General features: G+C 43.7%; 16 protein-coding genes. 3 read left to right on the forward strand and 13 right to left on the reverse strand.

Annotated features, from left to right (window positions below; translation table 11 throughout):
- Positions 1-186 precede the first annotated feature (186 nt).
- A complete protein-coding gene (locus ACTNB3_RS04285) occupies positions 187-2,517 on the reverse strand; it encodes a VaFE repeat-containing surface-anchored protein (protein WP_441024592.1) in 2,331 nt (776 codons plus the stop codon).
- Between the two features lie 256 nt (positions 2,518-2,773).
- Here ACTNB3_RS04285 and ACTNB3_RS04290 point away from each other — a divergent pair, with 256 nt between their 5' ends.
- A complete protein-coding gene (locus tag ACTNB3_RS04290) occupies positions 2,774-3,760 on the forward strand; it encodes a putative ABC transporter permease (RefSeq protein WP_441024593.1) in 987 nt (328 codons plus the stop codon).
- A 108-nt stretch (positions 3,761-3,868) separates the two neighbouring features.
- On the opposite strand, the gene ACTNB3_RS04295 is transcribed toward ACTNB3_RS04290, so the two are convergent.
- From ACTNB3_RS04295 to pth, 5 genes are all read right to left on the reverse strand, one after another.
- Positions 3,869-4,702, reverse strand: a complete 834-nt coding sequence (locus tag ACTNB3_RS04295; protein ID WP_441024594.1) for a PHP domain-containing protein — start codon at positions 4,700-4,702, stop codon at positions 3,869-3,871.
- A gap of 29 nt (positions 4,703-4,731) precedes the next feature.
- A complete protein-coding gene (locus tag ACTNB3_RS04300) occupies positions 4,732-5,448 on the reverse strand; it encodes a hypothetical protein (protein WP_441024595.1) in 717 nt (238 codons plus the stop codon).
- Between the two features lie 639 nt (positions 5,449-6,087).
- The gene (locus ACTNB3_RS04305) at positions 6,088-7,098 is read right to left on the reverse strand and encodes a SurA N-terminal domain-containing protein (RefSeq protein WP_441024597.1); all 1,011 of its coding nucleotides are present in this window, start codon (positions 7,096-7,098) and stop codon (positions 6,088-6,090) included.
- A gap of 152 nt (positions 7,099-7,250) precedes the next feature.
- Entirely contained in the window at positions 7,251-10,616 is a 3,366-nt protein-coding gene (gene mfd / locus ACTNB3_RS04310) for a transcription-repair coupling factor (protein ID WP_441024598.1), read from the reverse strand.
- Between the two features lie 38 nt (positions 10,617-10,654).
- Positions 10,655-11,236 carry an aminoacyl-tRNA hydrolase gene (gene pth / locus ACTNB3_RS04315; RefSeq protein WP_427819074.1) on the reverse strand — a complete coding sequence of 194 codons (582 nt, stop codon included), beginning with the start codon at positions 11,234-11,236 and terminating at the stop codon, positions 10,655-10,657.
- A 152-nt stretch (positions 11,237-11,388) separates the two neighbouring features.
- Between pth and ACTNB3_RS04320 the strand changes: the two genes are divergently transcribed.
- A complete protein-coding gene (locus tag ACTNB3_RS04320; RefSeq protein ID WP_427805486.1) occupies positions 11,389-11,820 on the forward strand; it encodes an FMN-binding protein in 432 nt (143 codons plus the stop codon).
- A gap of 53 nt (positions 11,821-11,873) precedes the next feature.
- Here ACTNB3_RS04320 and ACTNB3_RS04325 read toward each other — a convergent pair whose 3' ends face one another.
- The 3 genes from ACTNB3_RS04325 to sigG form a co-directional block, all read right to left on the reverse strand.
- Complete coding sequence (locus ACTNB3_RS04325) at positions 11,874-12,137, reverse strand: glyoxalase (RefSeq protein ID WP_427805485.1); 264 nt, start codon at positions 12,135-12,137, stop codon at positions 11,874-11,876.
- A 50-nt stretch (positions 12,138-12,187) separates the two neighbouring features.
- Positions 12,188-12,838, reverse strand: a complete 651-nt coding sequence (locus tag ACTNB3_RS04330; RefSeq protein ID WP_427805484.1) for an HAD family hydrolase — start codon at positions 12,836-12,838, stop codon at positions 12,188-12,190.
- Positions 12,839-12,906: 68 nt separating this feature from the next.
- Entirely contained in the window at positions 12,907-13,689 is a 783-nt protein-coding gene (gene sigG / locus ACTNB3_RS04335) for an RNA polymerase sporulation sigma factor SigG (protein ID WP_427805483.1), read from the reverse strand.
- A 173-nt stretch (positions 13,690-13,862) separates the two neighbouring features.
- Here sigG and ACTNB3_RS04340 point away from each other — a divergent pair, with 173 nt between their 5' ends.
- Positions 13,863-15,479 (forward strand): MBL fold metallo-hydrolase RNA specificity domain-containing protein, encoded by a 1,617-nt coding sequence (locus ACTNB3_RS04340; protein WP_441024600.1) that lies wholly within the window; start codon positions 13,863-13,865, stop codon positions 15,477-15,479.
- Between the two features lie 14 nt (positions 15,480-15,493).
- Here ACTNB3_RS04340 and sigE read toward each other — a convergent pair whose 3' ends face one another.
- The 4 genes from sigE to ACTNB3_RS04360 form a co-directional block, all read right to left on the reverse strand.
- On the reverse strand, positions 15,494-16,234 hold the full coding sequence (gene sigE / locus ACTNB3_RS04345; protein ID WP_427805481.1) for an RNA polymerase sporulation sigma factor SigE: 741 nt from the start codon (positions 16,232-16,234) through the stop codon (positions 15,494-15,496).
- An 11-nt stretch (positions 16,235-16,245) separates the two neighbouring features.
- Entirely contained in the window at positions 16,246-17,037 is a 792-nt protein-coding gene (locus tag ACTNB3_RS04350) for a sigma-E processing peptidase SpoIIGA (protein WP_441024601.1), read from the reverse strand.
- A gap of 239 nt (positions 17,038-17,276) precedes the next feature.
- The gene (gene ftsZ / locus ACTNB3_RS04355; protein WP_427805479.1) at positions 17,277-18,479 is read right to left on the reverse strand and encodes a cell division protein FtsZ; all 1,203 of its coding nucleotides are present in this window, start codon (positions 18,477-18,479) and stop codon (positions 17,277-17,279) included.
- A gap of 131 nt (positions 18,480-18,610) precedes the next feature.
- Positions 18,611-19,375, reverse strand: coding sequence for a cell division protein FtsQ/DivIB (locus ACTNB3_RS04360; protein ID WP_427805478.1), 765 nt, complete (start codon positions 19,373-19,375; stop codon positions 18,611-18,613).
- Positions 19,376-19,383 lie beyond the last annotated feature (8 nt).

A 19,383-nucleotide genomic window follows, 5' to 3' on the forward strand; every position in this document is an offset into this window, starting at 1 on the left:
AGTACGCCTCGGCGTACTTGCTGCGAGGTGCGCGTCATGCTTTGCATGACACAATACATCTGCGCACCTCTGCAATCCGCCGGAGGCTTAATCTTGGAAGAAGATTTGACTCCCACCAAGACTAGCTTACCGCAACTCGCCACCTATGGAGGTGGGAGTCTCATCTTTATTTCAAGATGAAATTACTTACTTTCTCCGTGATATTCTAACACATTTCAACACTACAGCGCAAGAAAGAAGCGCACAAAGGATAAGAACTATCAAGTTTGCCGAATCACCGGTCGCAACCGATGTTGTTTTCACTGGGAGCTGCGGCTTTCCCGGCTGCATATCTTCTGGTTTTTGCGGTATTTCGGGTTTTTCCGGTTCCTCCGGAATTTCCGGCTCTTCCTCAAAATGAACAGACTGTCCTTCATCTCCCAGATTGGTATGGTCAGCAACCAATTTTCCCTCGCAATATAAATACTCAAACACGACCGTCGTTTTCCCTCCCAATCCGGACGCATTAAATACAAAGCGCATTTCTTCGCTTCCTTCTTCTTTCTCCGGCGCAAATGTCGCTTCAGCCGTAACCAGCTCTTCTCCGATTTTCAGTTCTTCCCCACTTTCGGCGTCCATCAGAATACCTTTCAGTGTATATTCCTTCCCGGGAGTGAGGTTCTTCCATGACACCGTATCAATCAGCACCATTTCCTCCCTCGGTTTAGCCTCATGAGTGCGGGTTTCTTCGTCAAGTGCCGTTGTCGCGATCTCCGGAACCGGTCTTTTATCATTCGTAAGCGTTCCCAGATTCACGGTATGAGCATCTCTCGTGATCTCCACCTCAAAAGGCGGCAGTAAAATCCTGTCACTGTTATTCTCACACTCCAGTTCTTCGATGCAATACGTGTCATATGGGAGCGCGCCTTTCTTATCATCGGATTTTCCTTCGCCAAACCAGATTCCATCCTCTGCAGACTCTCCCCGGTTCGTATTTACCGTATGACGGTTCCATTTTGACGCCGTAGACGCATAACCGTTTTTGTCGGTAATGATGACATGTGCTTCTTGCGTGGTCTTAGATGTGATCCGGAAAGGAATTCCAGAGAGGCGTTCCATTGTGCTGTCAGCCACCTTGATCAGCTCCAGATCTCCCCGCACGATCTCCTCCGGAACAATGGTTTCCTGATAGACATGCAATGCAGCCTCCGATGCACTTTCTTCTTCCGGCTGAATCGCCTGAGCAAAAACCACATCTGTCTTCCGGTAACCCTCCGGAGCCTTCGTCTCTCGGATCGTAACTGTACCGACAGGCAGAACGCCTGCTCCATTTACCAGATAAAGCGCATCACCTCCGACCTGATATGCTCCGGTCATCTTCACTTTACCCTGTGCGTCCGTCCTGAATACCCATGTCCGAAGCGGCGAATGTCCCTCTTTTGCAGGATCTTCCTGCGATATCATATCATAATACTGCACTGTAAATTCTGCGTCTTCCAGGCTTCCGCTTCCTTGTGGTTTTCCGCTTCCGCTCTCTTTGTCCTTCTTTTCCAGCAGCCATTCGATCGGATTGTAAAAAGGAGCATCTTCACAGGTATAATAGACTGTCTCACCTGCTTTTACGGTGATCGTTTGCGACTCCGGGTTACAGGTATACCCCTGCGGAGCTTTCGTTTCTCTGATATCATAGCTCCCTTCCTGCAGAGCATCGGCCTTCCCGTAGCCCCTTTCATCAGTCGTGATCACCGCCGCCACATTTTCTGTTCCTTGATAAAATAGCGTAAATTCTGCCCCGGCAAGTGAATAGCAGGAATTCCCTTCCACCAATCCGGCATCCGAAGAGGATTTCTTCACTTCCAGACCGCCTGTATGTGAAATCTTAAATAAATATACGGTAGATTCGCATTTGGGCTCCAGCACCGAAATCTGATTCCCTCGCTGGGGATGCGTCGAAGAATGCCAGAACTTATTATCTTTCCCGTTATTTCCCCAAAAAAATCCGATATGACAGTCCGCATCCTCCGATTCCCAGGAGCGCGGTTCAAAATAGATCACATCCCCTTTCTGGGCCTTTCCGCCCGCCAGCAGCTCTTCAACGGTATCATAATGATAATACTCCACGGCATTTTCCGTGATCCAGTGATACCAGTTGCTTGCATTCACCTTGCCGCCCCGGTATCCACGGTTCGCGATCCCCGAAAGATCCGCTCCGCATTTTTCCAGAACATACGCCACAAAACCGGTACAGTTCATACCGCCATTTCCACCATTTGCTCCGTTCGGCCGCATACAGTTTCCCGGTGTTAACGGGGAACCGGTATAGGGTGTGCCAAGGTAATAACCGTCGTTCTCGTGTGCCTGGAGCTCCGTAAGAACTGCTCCCGGAGCCACTCCGAGCTTTTCATCCAGCTTTACAATTGTATCTGTTGAATTTCCTGTCGCTTTGACTTCGCAGATCTTCTGACTGCTTCCGGTCAGACAAAGAGCGGTAAGTACCGCTGTGATGGCATACTGCCATCTTCTTGATTTGATAAACATATTTGTATTCTCCTTCCTGCCCATCCGGCACGAAAAAGAGATACATAAGACGAGTACCCATATCATAAGATACGGGTACCCAAAAGTCAATTATTAGACTTCTTATTTTTTTCTTAAAGTCCGAATCTTCCTATCACCTCACATCATCCTATTAATACATTTTAGCCTTTTCTTTACAGAATCCTCCTTTACATCTCCCCCATAATTGCGTTATAATAGTAATTCATACAAATTAAATAGTTAGGAGCAAACTGAAATGACGGAATTATATTTTATCGCTTTGTACTTTTTCGTCTATGGCTTTCTTGGCTGGTGTACGGAAGTCGCTTTTGCCGCCTGGAAAGAGCATCGATTTGTAAACCGCGGATTTCTGAATGGCCCAATTTGTCCGGTCTACGGTATCGGAGTCACACTGGTCGTCCATTTTCTTAGTCCTTACAGATCCAATCTCATCATTCTCTACATAACCAGTACGATTCTCGTAACCGCACTCGAATGGCTGACCGGGTTCATTCTGGAGAGGGTCTTTCATAACAAATGGTGGGATTATTCGAATGTGCCGCTTAATCTCAATGGCTATGTATGCCTCTTGTTTTCTCTTATATGGGGCGTTGCCTGTGTTTTGATCGTGGATTTCATCCATCCGGTTATTCACAAACTGTTGCTCTATATTCCTGTTATCGTCGGAGTGATCATTCTGATCATACTGGGGATCGGCATGTTTGCAGACCTTTATGTGACTGCTTCCGGCATCTTGAAGATGAACAAACGTCTTGCGGCTATGCAGGAGATTGCTGATGAGCTTCATGAAATATCAGACAAAATTGGAGAAAATATTTACAAAAATACGATCGCAGCGATGGAAACCCAGGATGCGATCAAGGATTCTGTTACGGAGAAGCAGGAAGAACTCAAAGATTCTTTTACTGCAAAACAGGAGGAATTCAAAGATTCCCTTGCAGCAAAACAGATGGAATTCAAAGATTCTTTTGCTTTAAAGCAGGAAGAGATTCTGGGCAATCTCACAGAGCGCCGCGAAGAGATTTCCGAAACATTGGATACGGTTTCAGACGAATTGAAAGAACGTATTGCATCCTTGCGTAAGCATTACAGTGAACTTGGTGAGGACTTTACCGGTATTCAGAAACGTCTTCTAAAAGCGTTCCCGAAAATGGAAAACAAAAAATACAGTGAATCCTTAGACGATCTGCGCGAGAAACTGAATTCTCTGCGCAAACGCTAGATGACCTGCAGTTCCGAATCAGATTTTCATTTATACATAAAAGTCCGTATCATCAGCATTGATTTTCTATCAGAAACGATGCCGGTGATACGGACTTTTATTATTCAATTAATGGTCTCTTTTAATTCGTTTCAGATATGGGATCTCAATCGGATCAATCGGATCGATCGGCTGCTCATCCTGAATCTTATTCTTGCGTTTGTGCATCTTTAGAAGTGCTCCTCCACGGTTGTAGAACCAGAATGAATACACCAAAAGCTTATTCGCTTTACCGATCTTGTCCTTCGTGGTCTTTGTGTAAAAGTCACCAACCGCCTTGATCGGTTCCCGGTTCCGGATCTGCATAATCAGATCCAGCTCCGTCTTGATTGAATGTGGAAACTCCGTATATGCCATTCCCACACAATCCAGCTTGTGCGCATCGCTTCCCCCCGTTCCGGGTTTGTTGTATTTTTCCGCCAGCAGTTTCGCGCCGGCATTGGATTCGGGCGGTTCACACGCGTTAAATGTTTCAACAAAGTCAAATTTCTCCAGAAGTTCCGGCGACGTCTGCCATTTCTTTGTATTGGTAAAGCTTAAATACTTTTCTCCACAAGGATGTGCCGGACCGCAGATTCCACCGTGATGATGCACAAAATCAATGAGTAGGGAAAGCGGAAGTCCGCGCATTTCCAGAAGCCGCATCTTAACGCCTTGAGGCATGATGATCAGAATATGCCCCGCTTCCAGCGTATCATATTCAATTCCTTTTAACACAACGAAATCATTATACTTTTTCCCTTTGAAAGTGTTCTTCCAGTACCGGTAACCATTATACGTATCATGATCGGTCACCAGCATACCATCAATTCCCTTTTCCTTCAGCTTTAAAATATACTTCTCCAAACTGACTTTACTGTCAATCGACCCTTCCCGTACATGACAATGCATATCGATCTTCATGAGCACATCACCAGACTTTCTTTAAAATTTTATTCCTCGTACTCGTCTTCGTCTTCCTCCTCATCATCGAGATCCAGAATGGAACGTGCACGATCAATCTCCGATTCAATCGAAATCTCTTCTTTCACCTGTCTGGAATGCCGCGCTTCTCTTCTTCCGATTTCCCGGGACTTCATCATAAATTGTACGATAAGTCCGATGGCGATACCGGCCGCACAGATTCCCAGTGTAATGTAAGGATTCTTAATTCCGACCATCTGCGCAACTGCATTTCCAAGCCCCATTCCCCCGCTCAGTGATGTCACAATGATAACAAGTGGTTCAAACCAGATCATTGTCAGGACTGCAATAATAATTCCGGCAACTCCTGTGACAGCCAGCATTGTAAAATTCTGCATCTGGAACATACCTACAACCTCCAGAGCCACGCTCAGGCAAAGCAGAAATGCTCCAAACTTCTTGAACACTGCTGACATGATCGTCAGAATCAGTGCTGCCGCCGCAACAATGGCGAGACCGATCTTCAGATCGGTCTGGATCAGATATGCCACCAGAATTCCAAGTACAGCTCCAACAGCCAGTCCGCAAATCGCGTTCACAAATCTGACCAGCTTCAGTCCGAACAGACATACAATCAATCCGATAACTGCCGAAATAACCAGAGCTGGAAAGGGTATCTCTATCCCATTCTGTACGACTGCATTCATCTGGGTAATGATCTCATTTATCATTGGTTCATTAAACATAAAACAAGTCCTCCTATATCATTATTTACGTTCTCCCACCGGATTATTATATCACACAAGCAGACATAATCGCAACTATTTCACTGTTTTAACACAAACTCAATATTAACCCTCATTACAATTTAAACATATTAAAGAGGAGTATCAACCTTCGTTTTTTGATACTCCTCTTTAATTCACTTCATCTGTCATTATTATTTACCTTTCTGGTGGTCTGTACCTTCCTTTCTTAGATTCCCGTTTTTGAAATTATGTTTTCGGTGGTCTGTACCTCCATTCTTTAATTTAAAAAGATAGCGTCCGAAACCTTTTTATCTGTTTTTATTACCTCATCTATCTTTTATGTCTATATAATAACTCGTTGCGCCCAATTTGTCAATACATTTTTAATATGTATTTATATTTTTACAAAATTATATATTATATCATAAATTTTTCCAAACTCTTAGAGTGGAATTGATGAATAATCCGTAAGAACAGTAGTTTATTATGGATTTTGAAAAGGTAATTGCAAGATTGTAAAAAGGAATTTACACAATCCCCCGTAAATTCAGAAAGCTTGCCACCATTCAAAACAAAAAATGCCAGACCAAAACACAACAGTTCAGCCTTACGGCTGAACTGCTATAATTCCACATTCTATTCATCTGTATCTTTAATTGTCACGCCCCGTTTTACAAAACTGATCTTGTCCCATACATTTTTGTGAACCTTCACACCGTCTGCTTCTTTCCATTCTTCGCAGAGCTTATCAAACTGCTCTTCTTTCCGTTCGGAAACGATGGATTCTTTTTTTGCATCCGTTGCGTCCCGGTCGAGGAGACTGGTCAGCTTTGCAACAAAATATCCGCTGGTATCTTCGACCACAGGAGTAACCTCGCCTTCCTTCAGTGAATCTGCCGCAACCACAAGCAGTTGAGACGGTGATGTAGTTGATGTATCAAAAGTCAGAGTCGATGCTGTATATCCGGCCTCCTCTGCATAAGCTGCAAAATCCTCCGCGTTCACCGCTCCCTCCCGGAATGCCTCAACCGTTTCTTTCAGTTCTGCCTTTTCATCTTCTGAAAGCTGGGTCGAATTTCCATCGTCATCTGTCTTGGTAAATGAGAAATATACATACTGCATACTCTTCTGTGCAGCCTCTTCATCGGACACTTCGGTATCCACATCGGCAGTCATTGCTTCATGCATTTTTTCCTGAATGGTAACAAGCTCCAGGAATTTCTTCACAGTTTCTTCATCTCCGGAAACCATATCCTTATCTTCAAGATTGTTCGATTCAGTAAAGCTCTTCGCCGCTTTCTCTATAGCCTCATTCTCCTCATCCGTCAAGGAAACACCATAGTCATCCTTATGTGCATCCAGTGTATACATAGTTTCAAGTGACTCCAGAACGCCTTCCTTCACACTTTCTTCATAGGTCTTACCCTCTTCTGCCTCACCAGACCACATATCCTCTCCTAAAAAGCTTGCATAATACGTCTCATATTGTGCCTGCTGATATCTCGCATAGAAATTCGCCACATCTGCCGTGATCTTCGCATCTCCAACCTCTGCAACTACTTCACTTCCATCTAATTTACCGCAGCCTGCTACTGTAGCTGCCACCAGGGCAGATGCAAGTACAAGCGTCAATACTCTCTTCTTCATCTGAACTATTTCCTCCTTAACCGTATCCTGCCGTTCTCCCGGGCAGAATCGTCGTGCATATTTATATAGTATACCGTGTTTTTCCTTAGCTGGCAATCCTTTTCACAAAAATTTGACATCCGTTATTTGACATCCGGCTATATGAAAACGCTTTATTCTTCAATCAATTCATGAATATCTGCAATAATCTGTTTTACATTTTCGAGAACCTGTTCATCTTTCTCCTTCTTTGTCTTCCGAAGCTTCCTATATATGAAATACGGATTTACATCGACTTTGAAAGTGAGAGCACCTTTATACTTATCCAAAAGCACCGGAATCTTCTGGGCCGATACTTTTGCCTTCTCGTACATGGTAAATTGATAATCTTCCCCTTTTTGCTCGATTGCAATAATATAAGAGCTGTGCGCAAAAGCTTTGATCTGTGCGATAGTCAAAAGCTGCTGTACTTTTTTCGGCGGTTCCCCGAACCGGTCAATCAGTTCTTCCAGCATATCTTCCCGTTCTTCCTCCGTCTCGATGGCTGCGATTCGCTTATAAATATCCAGCTTCTGATATTCATTCGGGATATAAGTCGGCGGAATAAATGCATCGATGTTCAGATCGATCGTCGTTGTATACGTATCTTCCGGAATTTCTCCTTTTTGCTGACGAACCGCCTCATTCAGCATTTTGCAGTAGAGATCGTATCCAACTGCCTCCATGTGCCCGTGCTGCTCCTCACCCAGGAGATTTCCGGCACCTCGGATTTCCAGATCCCTCATGGCAATCTTCACTCCGGAACCCAGGTCTGTGAATTCCCGGATGGCTGCAAGCCTTTTTTCTGCCACTTCTTTCAGAAGCTTATCCCGTTTATACAAAAGGAAAGCATATGCCATCCGATTCGAGCGTCCAACACGCCCTCGAAGCTGATAAAGCTGGGACAATCCCATCCGGTCGGCATCGTGGATAATGATGGTATTTACATTCGAAATATCCAGTCCCGTTTCAATGATGGTTGTAGAAATCAATACGTCAATCTCTCCATTAATGAAATCGTACATAATGTGTTCCAGCTGATGTTCCCGCATCTGTCCATGTGCAAACGCAACATTTGCTTCCGGCACCAATGCCTGGATTCTGGCTGTCATATCGGCGATGTCTTTGACCCGATTATATACATAATACACCTGTCCCTGTCTGGATAATTCTCTCTGGATGGCTTCCCGCACCATCTCGTCATTGTATTCCATCACATAGGTCTGGATCGGCATCCGGTCCATAGGGGCCTCTTCCAGAACACTCATATCACGAATCCCGATCAGGCTCATATGAAGTGTTCGCGGAATCGGGGTAGCAGTCAGTGTCAGAACATCCACATTTTCTTTCAATTTTTTGATTTTTTCTTTGTGCTGTACTCCAAAACGCTGTTCTTCATCAATAATCAGAAGCCCCAGATCCTTAAACTGAACATCCTTACTCAGCACACGATGTGTTCCGATCAGGATATCGACCTGGCCTTTCGTCAGATCCGTCAGAGTTTTTTTCTGTTCCGCCGGTGTACGGAAACGACAGAGAAGATCTACGCGAACAGGGAATTCCTTCATTCTCTGCACAAAAGTATTATAATGCTGCTGTGCCAGAATCGTTGTCGGGACAAGGTAAACAACCTGCTTTCCGTCCTGCACAGCCTTAAAAGCTGCCCGGATCGCGATCTCCGTTTTCCCGAATCCGACATCTCCGCAAATCAGGCGATCCATGATCTTCGGGCTTTCCATGTCGCGTTTCGTGGCCTCAATAGCCATAAGCTGGTCTTCTGTCTCCTCAAACGGGAACATTTCCTCAAATTCTTTCTGCCACACCGTGTCCTTCTCGTAGACAAATCCTTCCTTCTCCTGACGTGCAGCATACAGTTCCACAAGGTCCTTTGCAATCTGCTGTACAGCCCCTTTTACTCTTGTCTTTGTCTTCTTCCATTCCTGTCCGCCAAGACGATTCAGCTTCGGCTTCTTTGCGTCCGCACTTGCATATTTCTGAATCAGGTCAAGCTGTGTAGCAAGAATATAAAGATTTCCTCCATCAGCATAAGAAATCTTCATATAATCTTTCGTAACTTTATCTACTTCAATTTTCTCAATCCCCCGGTAAATTCCAAGTCCATGGTTTTCATGAACCACATAATCCCCCGGTTTTAGGTCAGAAAAATTCTGTATTTTCTGTCCATCATAACTTTTTCGTTTCTTTTTCTTTTTTGTTTTCCCAAAAATATCCGTTTCAGAAATTACCACAAATTTAATCATCGAATATTCGTAACCGACCGCGGCATGCCCATAGCATACCATGATTTCTCCCGGAAGCACTTCTCTCATGGGATCCTCATTATAATAACTGCTGAGGTCATAATCTCTCAGATCTTCCGCCAGACGTTTTGCCCTTGTTCTCGAACCGGAAAGCAGAATGACTCGATATCCATTCCTCTTCAGCCGCTTTAAATCATGGGTCAGCATCTCGAAACTGTTATTATAAGGATTCACACTCTGGGTCTGTAAATGGAATTGTTCTTTTACTAAAAACGGCTTACATTTATTCTCCAGTGCACACATTCCGACAGAGCAAAAATGATTTAATTTCTTAACCACTTCTTCTGTCGTATAAAACAATGGTTCCGGCGTACCTTCCCTGTCCTCATTGTCCGCCAGAGCGCGCATCTTTCGTGCATTCACAACTTCTTCTTCAATTCTCGTTCCCACCTCGATTAGGCGAACCGGTTCATCAAGAAACAAATTCGTATTTTTAACATTAAAATAATCTATGAAAGAAACGGAATTATTGTCACTTTTCAATTCTTCAGATGGGTAGATCACAATCCGTTCCAGATTCTCTACTGAACGCTGGCTGTCCACATCAAAAGTCCGGATTGAATCCACTTCATCTCCCCAGAATTCAATACGTATCGGCAGTTCTTCCGTCAACGGATAGATATCCAGAATTCCTCCCCGTACTGCAAACTGTCCGGGTCCTTCTACCTGAACTTCCCTCTCATAGCCCAGCTGTGCAATTTTTCTGGTAAGCTCTTCAAACCTATATTCTCTTCCATTTTCTACAGTGAGAATACACGCTTCAATCTCTTCAATCGGCATCAGAAAATCCATCAAGGCATCAAAAGTCGTTATGATACTGGCTGATTTTTCTTCACTGCCCGCTTCATTCGATTCGATCAGTCTCTGAACGACTTCCATACGCTGTTTGATCAGAAGTTTCCCGTGGATGTCCGCCTGATAAAATAACAGGTCTTTTGCCGGATAATAACAGACATTCTCATCAAGGAAACGGTATTCCTCGTACATCTGTTTTGCCTTTTCTTCATTAGAAAGAACGATGAGTGTGCAAGGGCAGCCATCGCTAAGCGCATAAATCATATGAGTTTTTTGTGAAGTCACACATCCTGATAGCAGCAGCATTCCCGGTTTTTTCCGTTTCTCTTTGTATATTTCCTCAAACTCTGCCAATTCTCTCAGCGGGGCTGTAAATGCTTTCATTTCCAATTGCTCCTTATTCTTTCTAAGCAAGGATCATTTTATTCATTATCCTTACGTTTCCTGTTATACTTGTTCATAGCCTGATCGATTTCTCCAGCTGTGATCATAGCCACCGCTTCCGCAGCACACTCAAAGCCTTCTTTTATCAATTCCCGATCTTCTTTTGAAAAACGGCCGAGCACATAATCTGCCAGATCGTATCCTTTCGGTTTTTCTCCGACTCCGACTTTAATCCGCTGGAAAACAGAAGTCCCCAGATTTGCTATAATGTTCTTTATTCCATTATGCCCACCCGCACTTCCTTTCTTACGGATTCGGAGCTGTCCCACATCCAGGCTGATATCATCAAAAATAATCAGCAGTTCCGTTTCCGGATCCACTTTGTAATACTCGACCAGGCTTCTTACGCTTTCCCCACTCAGATTCATATAGGTCTGTGGTTTTGCCAGGATCACTTTCTGCCCGCCAATGATTCCCTTTCCAATGTACGCTCTGTGTTTTTTTGTATCTACAGCTATATTATATTTTTCCGCAAGCAGATCTATCACATCAAATCCAACATTGTGTCGTGTTCCCTGATATTTATCATCCGGGTTTCCAAGTCCAACTATAACCAACATTTTAATCACCTCTGCATTTTTCTTGCTTTATGATACCAGACACTTTCTTTTTTGTCACGCCATAGAATGCATATTTTCCTGCATTCATTCATATATTGTGTTAAACAGCATGCAACTGGATATTCAAAAAGAAATGTATTTGGGGGGTTTTCATGAGTTCCAAAACCAAAATCATCGTCTTGCACATGAAAGAAATTATTTATACAGCAGTATTTGCTGTTTTCGGCATTTTGATCCTATGCCTGCTTTTCTTTATGTTTTCTTCTGGGAATGGCAAGCATAGCGATGTCCGTAAAACATATAATCCCGGTGTCTATACCTCTTCTGTTCATCTGAACAATACCGATTTGAATGTAGAAGTTGCTGTGGATGAGACCCGGATTCAGTCCATACGAATCAGCAATCTGGATGAATCTGTTGCTGCCATGTATCCTCTTCTTCAACCGGCAATCGAAGAGATTGCCCAACAGATCTGTGACACACAATCACTTGAAAACATTGAACTGCCGTCCGACACTCCTTACACCTCACAGCTCCTCCTGAATGCCATCGACGAAGCGCTCAAAAAAGCCGTAGTTTCATGACTACGGCTTTATCGGCTTTTCACCTGAAAATAACAAGAACATCTATTTTCTGACTATCCTTCTACAATCAGATACTGTCCGTTCGGAAGTTCAAATACCTCAGAAGCATCTTCCAGCTCTTCATCGCTCATGCCTTCCACATCGGCTCCGCTTTCCTCAAAATATTCTCTTACTTCTCTGACAGAGTCAACAATCACTGCCATACAGTCCTCCAGAAATGCCTCTGCTTCTTCCAGTGTATCAGCCACCGGTTCATCGAATAATTGTGACTGCATCTTCAAAAACGTTCTCAGGCACTCCTCATCATACTCATACATTTCGATAACCCTCCCTTTATCTCGATCGCGCTTATATTCTGCGCTTTGTATTACAGGAATCTAAGCAGCTCATCAGCGTGGTCTATGGTCACATCAACCCCTGACCTCTCCAATATCTCTTTTGATCGGAATCCCCAGTTCACACCGACCGTAAAAACCTGCGCGTTCTTCCCGGTCTGAACGTCCACTTCTGAATCCCCCACATAGATTACTTCATCTTTCTTGATTCCAAGGTCTTTTGTAATTTCAAAAAGTCCCGCCGGATCCGGCTTCTTCGGAAATCCGTCACGCTGTCCGCGTATCTCGTCAAACATCCCTCTGCCGAATATACTTTCAACTACGTCCACAGCCTGCTGATGCGGTTTGTTCGTAAATACTGCAATCGCAAGCCCACGGCTCTTCAGTTCCTCAAGAAGAGAAAGAATCCCTTCATACGGGGCAACATGATACGTACACTTTTCACTGAACACTCTGCCGAATATCTGCATTGCATCTTCGATCCTTTCAAGTTCCACATCTCCGGTTGCCCGAAGGGCACGTTCCACCAGACATCTGGCACCGTCTCCCACAAAGCCGCGACACTGCTCACGTGAAATCATCTTCACTCCCAATTGCTTCAAAGTCTCATTTACCGAATACCACAGGGAATCCAAAGTATCTGTCAGGGTTCCATCTAAATCAAAAATACATGCCTTATACATTGCTGCTCTCCTTTTCTATGACTATAATAGTATGAACCCTGTCAAATTTCAATATAAAATTCGATTTTCTATTCTGTTTTCAAATATTGACGCATCAGACGCAGTGCATTCTTTTCCAGACGGCTGACCTGCGCTTGAGAGATTCGGATTTCCCGTGCCACTTCCATCTGGGTTTTTCCCTCAAAAAAACGAAGCTGAATGATATACCTTTCTCTCTCGTCCAAATGTTCCATTGCCGCCTGCAGGGAAAGATCCTCCACCCATTTTTCCTCCCTGTTCTTTTTGTCACTGATCTGATCCATTACATAGAGCGCGTCTCCACTGTCATTATAGACCGGCTCATTCAAACTTACCGGCGCCTGGATCGCGTCCAGTGCATAGACGATTTCTTCCTTTGATATTCCAATTTCATCCGCTATTTCCTGAACTGTAGGTTCTTTCATATTTCTTTTCATGTAATTTTCTTTCGCATAGATCGCTTTATAAGCGGTATCACGCAAGGATCTGCTGACCCGTATTGAATTATTATCCCTCATATAGCGTCGGATCTCGCCAATGATCATTGGGACTGCATATGTTGAGAATTTCACCTCCAATTCCGGATTAAAATTATTGATTGCCTTTATTAGCCCGATACAACCGATCTGGAACAGATCGTCCGGATTCTCGTTCGTGCTTCCGAAACGTTTGATCACACTGAGGACGAGGCGGAGATTTCCCTTGATATACTCTTCTTTTGCTGTCTCGTCACCTTCCTTAATTCTTGCAAACAAGGCATCTTTTTCCTCATCATTCAGAAGCGGAAGCTTTGCTGTATTTACTCCACAGATTTCAACCTTATTCAATGCCATTTCAAGTATCCTCCTAACTCTTTCCAGCTAGTAGAATTTTTCTCAAAACATATTTTATTTATACAATTATAAACAAAATATAAAAAATATTAGTCCTTGACATAATAACTATTATTTTTTCTGAATTTATAGTATAATTAAGATAATAATTCTAACGAAATGAGGTTGAGCTTATGAAGCTAACATTTATCGGTGCCGCCCACGAAGTCACTGGAAGCTGTCATTATCTTGAAGCCTGTGGTAAGCATATTCTGATCGACTGTGGTCTGGAACAGGGACCTGACCTTTATGAGAACCAGGACATTCCTGTTTCACCTTCCACGATTGATTATGTGTTGCTGACTCATGCGCATATCGATCATTCAGGAAAGCTTCCTCTCCTTGTAAAAAATGGATTTAAGGGCGACATTGTCTCTACATTTGCTTCCGCAGATCTGTGCAGCATTATGCTCCGTGACAGTGCACACATCCAGGTTGCCGAAGCTGAGTGGAGAAACAGAAAAGCACGCCGTTCAGGCGGCCCTATGTACGAACCACTCTACGATATGCAGGATGCCCAGAATACGATCATGCTACTTGCTCCTGTAGATTACAATCAGAGAATTCAGCTGTGTGAGGGAATCGATGTCCGCTTTACAGACATAGGTCATCTACTGGGTTCCGCCTGCATAGAGATATGGATCCATGAAAATGGCGTAGAAAAGAAAATCGTTTTTTCGGGCGATGTCGGCAATATCGACCAGCCTCTCATCCGTGATCCCCAGAACGTCAGCGATGCAGATTATCTGGTCATTGAGTCTACATATGGTGATCGGATCCACGCTGCCGAGAAGCCGGATTACATTGGCGAACTCACACGGATTCTCCGTGAAACCTTCGAACGTGGCGGCAATGTCGTGATTCCTTCATTTGCCGTAGGAAGAACTCAGGAGCTCCTGTATTTCTTCCGGGAGATCAAGGAGAAAAATCTTCTTCCAGAATACAGCAACTTTGAGGTCTATGTAGACAGCCCACTTGCGATCGATGCCACGACTGTATTCCAGAAGAATACTCATTCCTGCTTCGACGAGGAAGCTATGGCCCTCATCAATCAGGGTATAAACCCGCTCCTTTTCCCCGGGCTGAAAACGACCATTACAAGTGAGGAATCCAAATTAATCAACTTTGATGATAAGCCAAAGGTGATTCTCTCTGCTTCCGGTATGTGTGAAGCAGGTCGTATTCGCCACCATCTGAAGCATAATCTATGGCGAAGAGAATGCACTGTCCTTTTTGTAGGATATCAGGCAGAAGGCACTCTGGGGCGAAAGCTTGTAGAAGGAGCCGACTGCGTGAAGCTGTTCGGCGAGAACATCGAAGTAAATGCTCATATCGAAATTCTCCAGGGAATCAGCGGTCATGCTGATATGAACGGACTCCTTAACTGGTTAGATGGATTCTCCAAAAAACCTTCACACGTTTTTGTGGTTCATGGTGAAGATGCAGTAACGGATTCTTTTGCTCATACTATTACCGACCGGTTCCACATACCTGCATTTGCACCTTATTCCGGAGGCGCTGTAGATCTTGCAACCGATACCATCTTAAGCCCCGGAATCAAGATCCCCAAAAAGGCAGTCGAAAAACCTGCAAGGCAGCGTGCATCTGCTGCATTCGAGCGAGTGGTTGCCGCAGCGAAACGTCTCATGAATGTTGTGCTTAAGAACGAAGGTCTCGCCAATAAAGACCTTGCAAAATTTGAAACTCAGATTCAAAATCTGGCAGATAAATGGGACAGAGATGATGTTTAATCATCTCTGTTTTTTTATTCATAGCGCACCATTTCTCTGCGCAGCCTCTGCATAATTTTCTTTTCCAGACGCGAAATATAAGATTGAGAAATCCCAAGCATATCAGCCACTTCCTTCTGCGTTTTTTCCTCACCTCCCGGCATTCCCAGACCAAACCTCATCTGCACGATGGTTCTCTCTCTGCTGGAAAGGCGGCTGACGGCCCGAAACAACACTTTTTTCTCCGCTTCATTTTCCATATCACGGTAGATCGTATCTTCTTCTGTTCCGAGAATATCGGAAAGCAGCAGCTCATTTCCATCCCAATCCACATTCAGCGGCTCATCGATGGAAACCTCCATCCTGGTCTTATTATTTCTGCGCAGGTACATGAGAATCTCATTTTCTATGCAACGTGAGGCATAAGTTGCCAGCTTGATCTTTTTATCCGGATTAAACGTGTTGATTGCCTTAATAAGTCCGATCGTTCCGATCGAGATCAGATCCTCGACACCGACTCCTGTATTGTCGAATTTCTTGGCAATGTAGACGACCAGACGCAGATTATGCTCGATCAGCAGCTTCCTCGCCTTTTCTTCCGTCTCTGTTCCCAGCGCTTCAATCGCCTTCGCTTCTTCCTCTGCTTCCAACGGAGCCGGAAGAATATCCGAGCCGCCGATATAGTGTACATCTTTTGTCTCCGGAAACAAAAATGTCCGGAATGTGGGTACCATTTTTAATTTAAACTGGTTTGGAACTGCAACTTTTATCATCAATTTTACTCCTCCTAACAATCCTCGGGATGCAATATCACATCATAATTTCCATCATTAAACCGTTCCTGTGCCGAAATTCCGAACAGCGGATATTCTATGATTTTCTCGCGCTTTCCATGAATGCACATTTTATCGATGGTAAATACTGGCAATACACTTTCATTTTCCTGGATCGTGCAATAAGGAATGTATCTGATATATTGTATTTTTTCCTGTTCCGTCAATTCTTTCATTGCTTTTTTATCAATTATATGTACTGGCTTACAGCTCAGCGTATCACAAAGACTATTTCCACTATCGATTACTGCCCGGAATGTACAAACCCTTTCCCGGAAATATAATGTCACTTTGCATCTGCTTTCCTGGAATTTCCACATCATCTCAAGAAAATCCATCACTCTGCACAGCAGATAATAGCTGCACACTGTAATCGAAAAGCAAAGTACTCCCTCCCGAAAGAATTCACCCATGTACGGCCTGATCCATGTCATAATTCCTCCCATCAGAAAACTGACAATGTAAAGCAGGATCCATTCCCTGATAAACTCCGAAACGCATGCAGGTCTCAGCGAAACGATCAACATACAGGAATTCACTAATAAATGCATAATCAGAATCTTGACCGCCGGATACATCGGAATACACATTAAAACACTGACTGAAAACGCTCCCGCAAATGCTCCCAACAGCACATATCCATGTGTGGCAGTACATTTCAATGCTCTTTTTACCGCCAGGAGAATCAGATAATCCATCGAAAAATTGACCAGAAAAAATACATCTAAATATATTTCATACTGCACGTTTTTCCCTCTTTCTTTTGAATCAAATCGATTTGGTACTCAAGCAAACCTTATTATAGACAATCGTCCCCTCAGATTTTGTCAAACAGTGAGGAGCGTTCTTATTTTCACTCGACACCACTAAACACAGGAATTCGGAATGACTTTTGTCAAATTTTCACAAAAAAGGCTGTCGTATAAATGAGCATAAAAAAAGACGCAACATAAAATATGTTGCGTCTTTCGACAAAAATATAAAATTATTTCTTAAAGAAATCCGGAATCTTAATAGACTGCTCTTTTACATTGCTTGCCGGCTTTCTCGGTGTCTGAAACTGAGGCATCGTTCCGTTACCGGTACCTTGCTGGTAATTTCTTGTATTGTAAAGCGGTCTCTCCATACCATAGTCGTTCTTCGGCATCGCCTGCGTTGTTCCTCCCATAGAACCTGCGCCTGAAAGCATACTGGATTTATGTTCCAGTCTGGACTGCAATTTGGATGCAGTTCCTCCCACACTGTGAAGTCCGGTCGCAATTACGGTAATCGTTGCTTCATCTGACTTAGAATCATCGTACATAGCACCAAAGATAATATTCGCTTCTTCTCCTGCGAGATCCTGTACATATTCAGCCGCATCACTTGCATCCATAAGAGTGATGTCTCCGGAAATATTGATAATTACATGAGAAGCCCCTGCAATTGTCGTCTCAAGCAACGGGCTGGCAACAGCCTGTTTAACAGCTTCCAATGCCTTGTCATCGCCTTTGCCCTGACCGATACCGATATGTGCAATTCCTTTGTCTGTCATGACAGTCTGAACATCCGCAAAGTCAAGGTTGATAAGTGACGGTACGTTGATCAAGTCGGTAATACCCTGAATACCCTGCTGAAGGACTTCATCTGCTTTCTTCAGTGCTTCCGGCATTGTTGTTCGTCTATCAACGATCTCAAGAAGTTTATCATTCGGGATAACAATCAATGTATCAACATTCTCTTTTAATTTTTCAATTCCTGCAAGCGCATTGTTCATTCTTGTTTTTGATTCGAAACGGAATGGTTTCGTAACAACACCTACAGTAAGCGCTCCCTGCTCTTTCGCAATACGTGCTACAACAGGCGTTGCACCGGTTCCGGTTCCGCCTCCCATACCACAGGTTACAAATACCATATCTGCACCCTTCAGTGCTGCTGAAATCTCTTCCGCACTTTCTTCTGCTGCCTTCTCACCGATCTCCGGTTTTGCTCCCGCGCCAAGTCCTTTGGTAAGCTTGTCTCCAATCTGCATCAGAGTCGGTGCCTTACAGAGCTGAAGTGCCTGCTTATCTGTATTGATTGCAATAAATTCAACACCTGCAATCTGTTCGTCGATCATACGGTTCACAGCATTATTTCCACCGCCGCCAACACCAATTACGATTATTTTTGCTGCTGCTTCTGATTCGTTTGTCTTAATTTCTAACAAGAGTTTCTCCTCCTTTGTCTCCTTATTATATTATACACCCAATATGTCCAATATACGATTAGCTATATATCAACTATAATATAGTTTTTTTTCCAAAATATCAATAGAATTTTGTATATTTTTCTAATTTTTTACTCACTTTCTTCCGGTAGGACATCTTTTTCAAAGCTGATTGTCGTGTGATCCTCGTCATATCTCTCCAGATGAAGCGTCCCTTTCTGATCCCCGAGTTTCTCCAGGATCGGCGGAATCTGTGCAATCCTGTCTGCCAGATTCTCATCACCGATGATCGCACATTTATTTCCAAAATACAAATACAAATCCGAGCCTCTGCACAAAATCCGATCCGGCTTCAGGTCATATTTCTTCAGCGTGTTACTCATATCCAGCAAATGCTCAAAAACCTTCTTGTTGTCCTTCCCGACCGGAAGTTCCTCGAAAAGCTCTGCTTCACTCACGGTAAGACCTTCGATACACGGCACATCATCCCACCATTCTTTTGTTCGCGCCAGCACCACGCCATCCTTATCAAAATATACGAAATCATCTCCGACTATAATATAACCTACAATTTTCTTTTCCGTCACTTGAACTCGAATCGTCCATGGATTGGCAAGCCCCACCTTGGCCTCTTCCAACGCAGGCAGCATCTCATAATCTGTAAAATGATATTTGCAGAGCAAATATACGGAATTCGTTGAAAATTCATCCTGCTGCAGCCAGTCTGCAATTTCCTGCTTAGATAGAATTTGATTCCCCTCCACTTCTATTTTTCGAACCTGAAATAAAAGGAGAAATCCAATCATAACAAAGCAGATCAGCATAACCAGCAGAATGATTGCATAAATCGTCCGCTTCTTGATTCGTCGTTTTTTGTGATTCTGTTCTTCACTCATCCAAATGC

It is taken from the genome of Bariatricus sp. HCP28S3_D3 (assembly GCF_052065755.1).
In the GTDB taxonomy this organism is placed as follows: Bacteria; Bacillota; Clostridia; order Lachnospirales; family Lachnospiraceae; genus Allocoprococcus.

What these genes read in the sequence shown, in the direction of transcription:
- mfd (WP_441024598.1), bottom strand. Translation starts at nt 10,616, where the DNA reads ATGAAAGCATTTACAGCCCCGCTGAGAGAATTGGCAGAGTTTGAGGAA.
- ACTNB3_RS04325 (WP_427805485.1), bottom strand. Translation starts at nt 12,137, where the DNA reads ATGTATGAGTATGATGAGGAGTGCCTGAGAACGTTTTTGAAGATGCAG.
- ACTNB3_RS04290 (WP_441024593.1), top strand. Translation starts at nt 2,774, where the DNA reads ATGACGGAATTATATTTTATCGCTTTGTACTTTTTCGTCTATGGCTTT.
- ACTNB3_RS04360 (WP_427805478.1), bottom strand. Translation starts at nt 19,375, where the DNA reads ATGAGTGAAGAACAGAATCACAAAAAACGACGAATCAAGAAGCGGACG.
- ACTNB3_RS04285 (WP_441024592.1), bottom strand. Translation starts at nt 2,517, where the DNA reads ATGTTTATCAAATCAAGAAGATGGCAGTATGCCATCACAGCGGTACTT.
- ACTNB3_RS04330 (WP_427805484.1), bottom strand. Translation starts at nt 12,838, where the DNA reads ATGTATAAGGCATGTATTTTTGATTTAGATGGAACCCTGACAGATACT.
- ACTNB3_RS04300 (WP_441024595.1), bottom strand. Translation starts at nt 5,448, where the DNA reads ATGTTTAATGAACCAATGATAAATGAGATCATTACCCAGATGAATGCA.
- sigG (WP_427805483.1), bottom strand. Translation starts at nt 13,689, where the DNA reads ATGGCATTGAATAAGGTTGAAATCTGTGGAGTAAATACAGCAAAGCTT.
- ACTNB3_RS04320 (WP_427805486.1), top strand. Translation starts at nt 11,389, where the DNA reads ATGAGTTCCAAAACCAAAATCATCGTCTTGCACATGAAAGAAATTATT.
- pth (WP_427819074.1), bottom strand. Translation starts at nt 11,236, where the DNA reads ATGTTGGTTATAGTTGGACTTGGAAACCCGGATGATAAATATCAGGGA.
- ACTNB3_RS04295 (WP_441024594.1), bottom strand. Translation starts at nt 4,702, where the DNA reads ATGAAGATCGATATGCATTGTCATGTACGGGAAGGGTCGATTGACAGT.
- ACTNB3_RS04340 (WP_441024600.1), top strand. Translation starts at nt 13,863, where the DNA reads ATGAAGCTAACATTTATCGGTGCCGCCCACGAAGTCACTGGAAGCTGT.
- ACTNB3_RS04305 (WP_441024597.1), bottom strand. Translation starts at nt 7,098, where the DNA reads ATGAAGAAGAGAGTATTGACGCTTGTACTTGCATCTGCCCTGGTGGCA.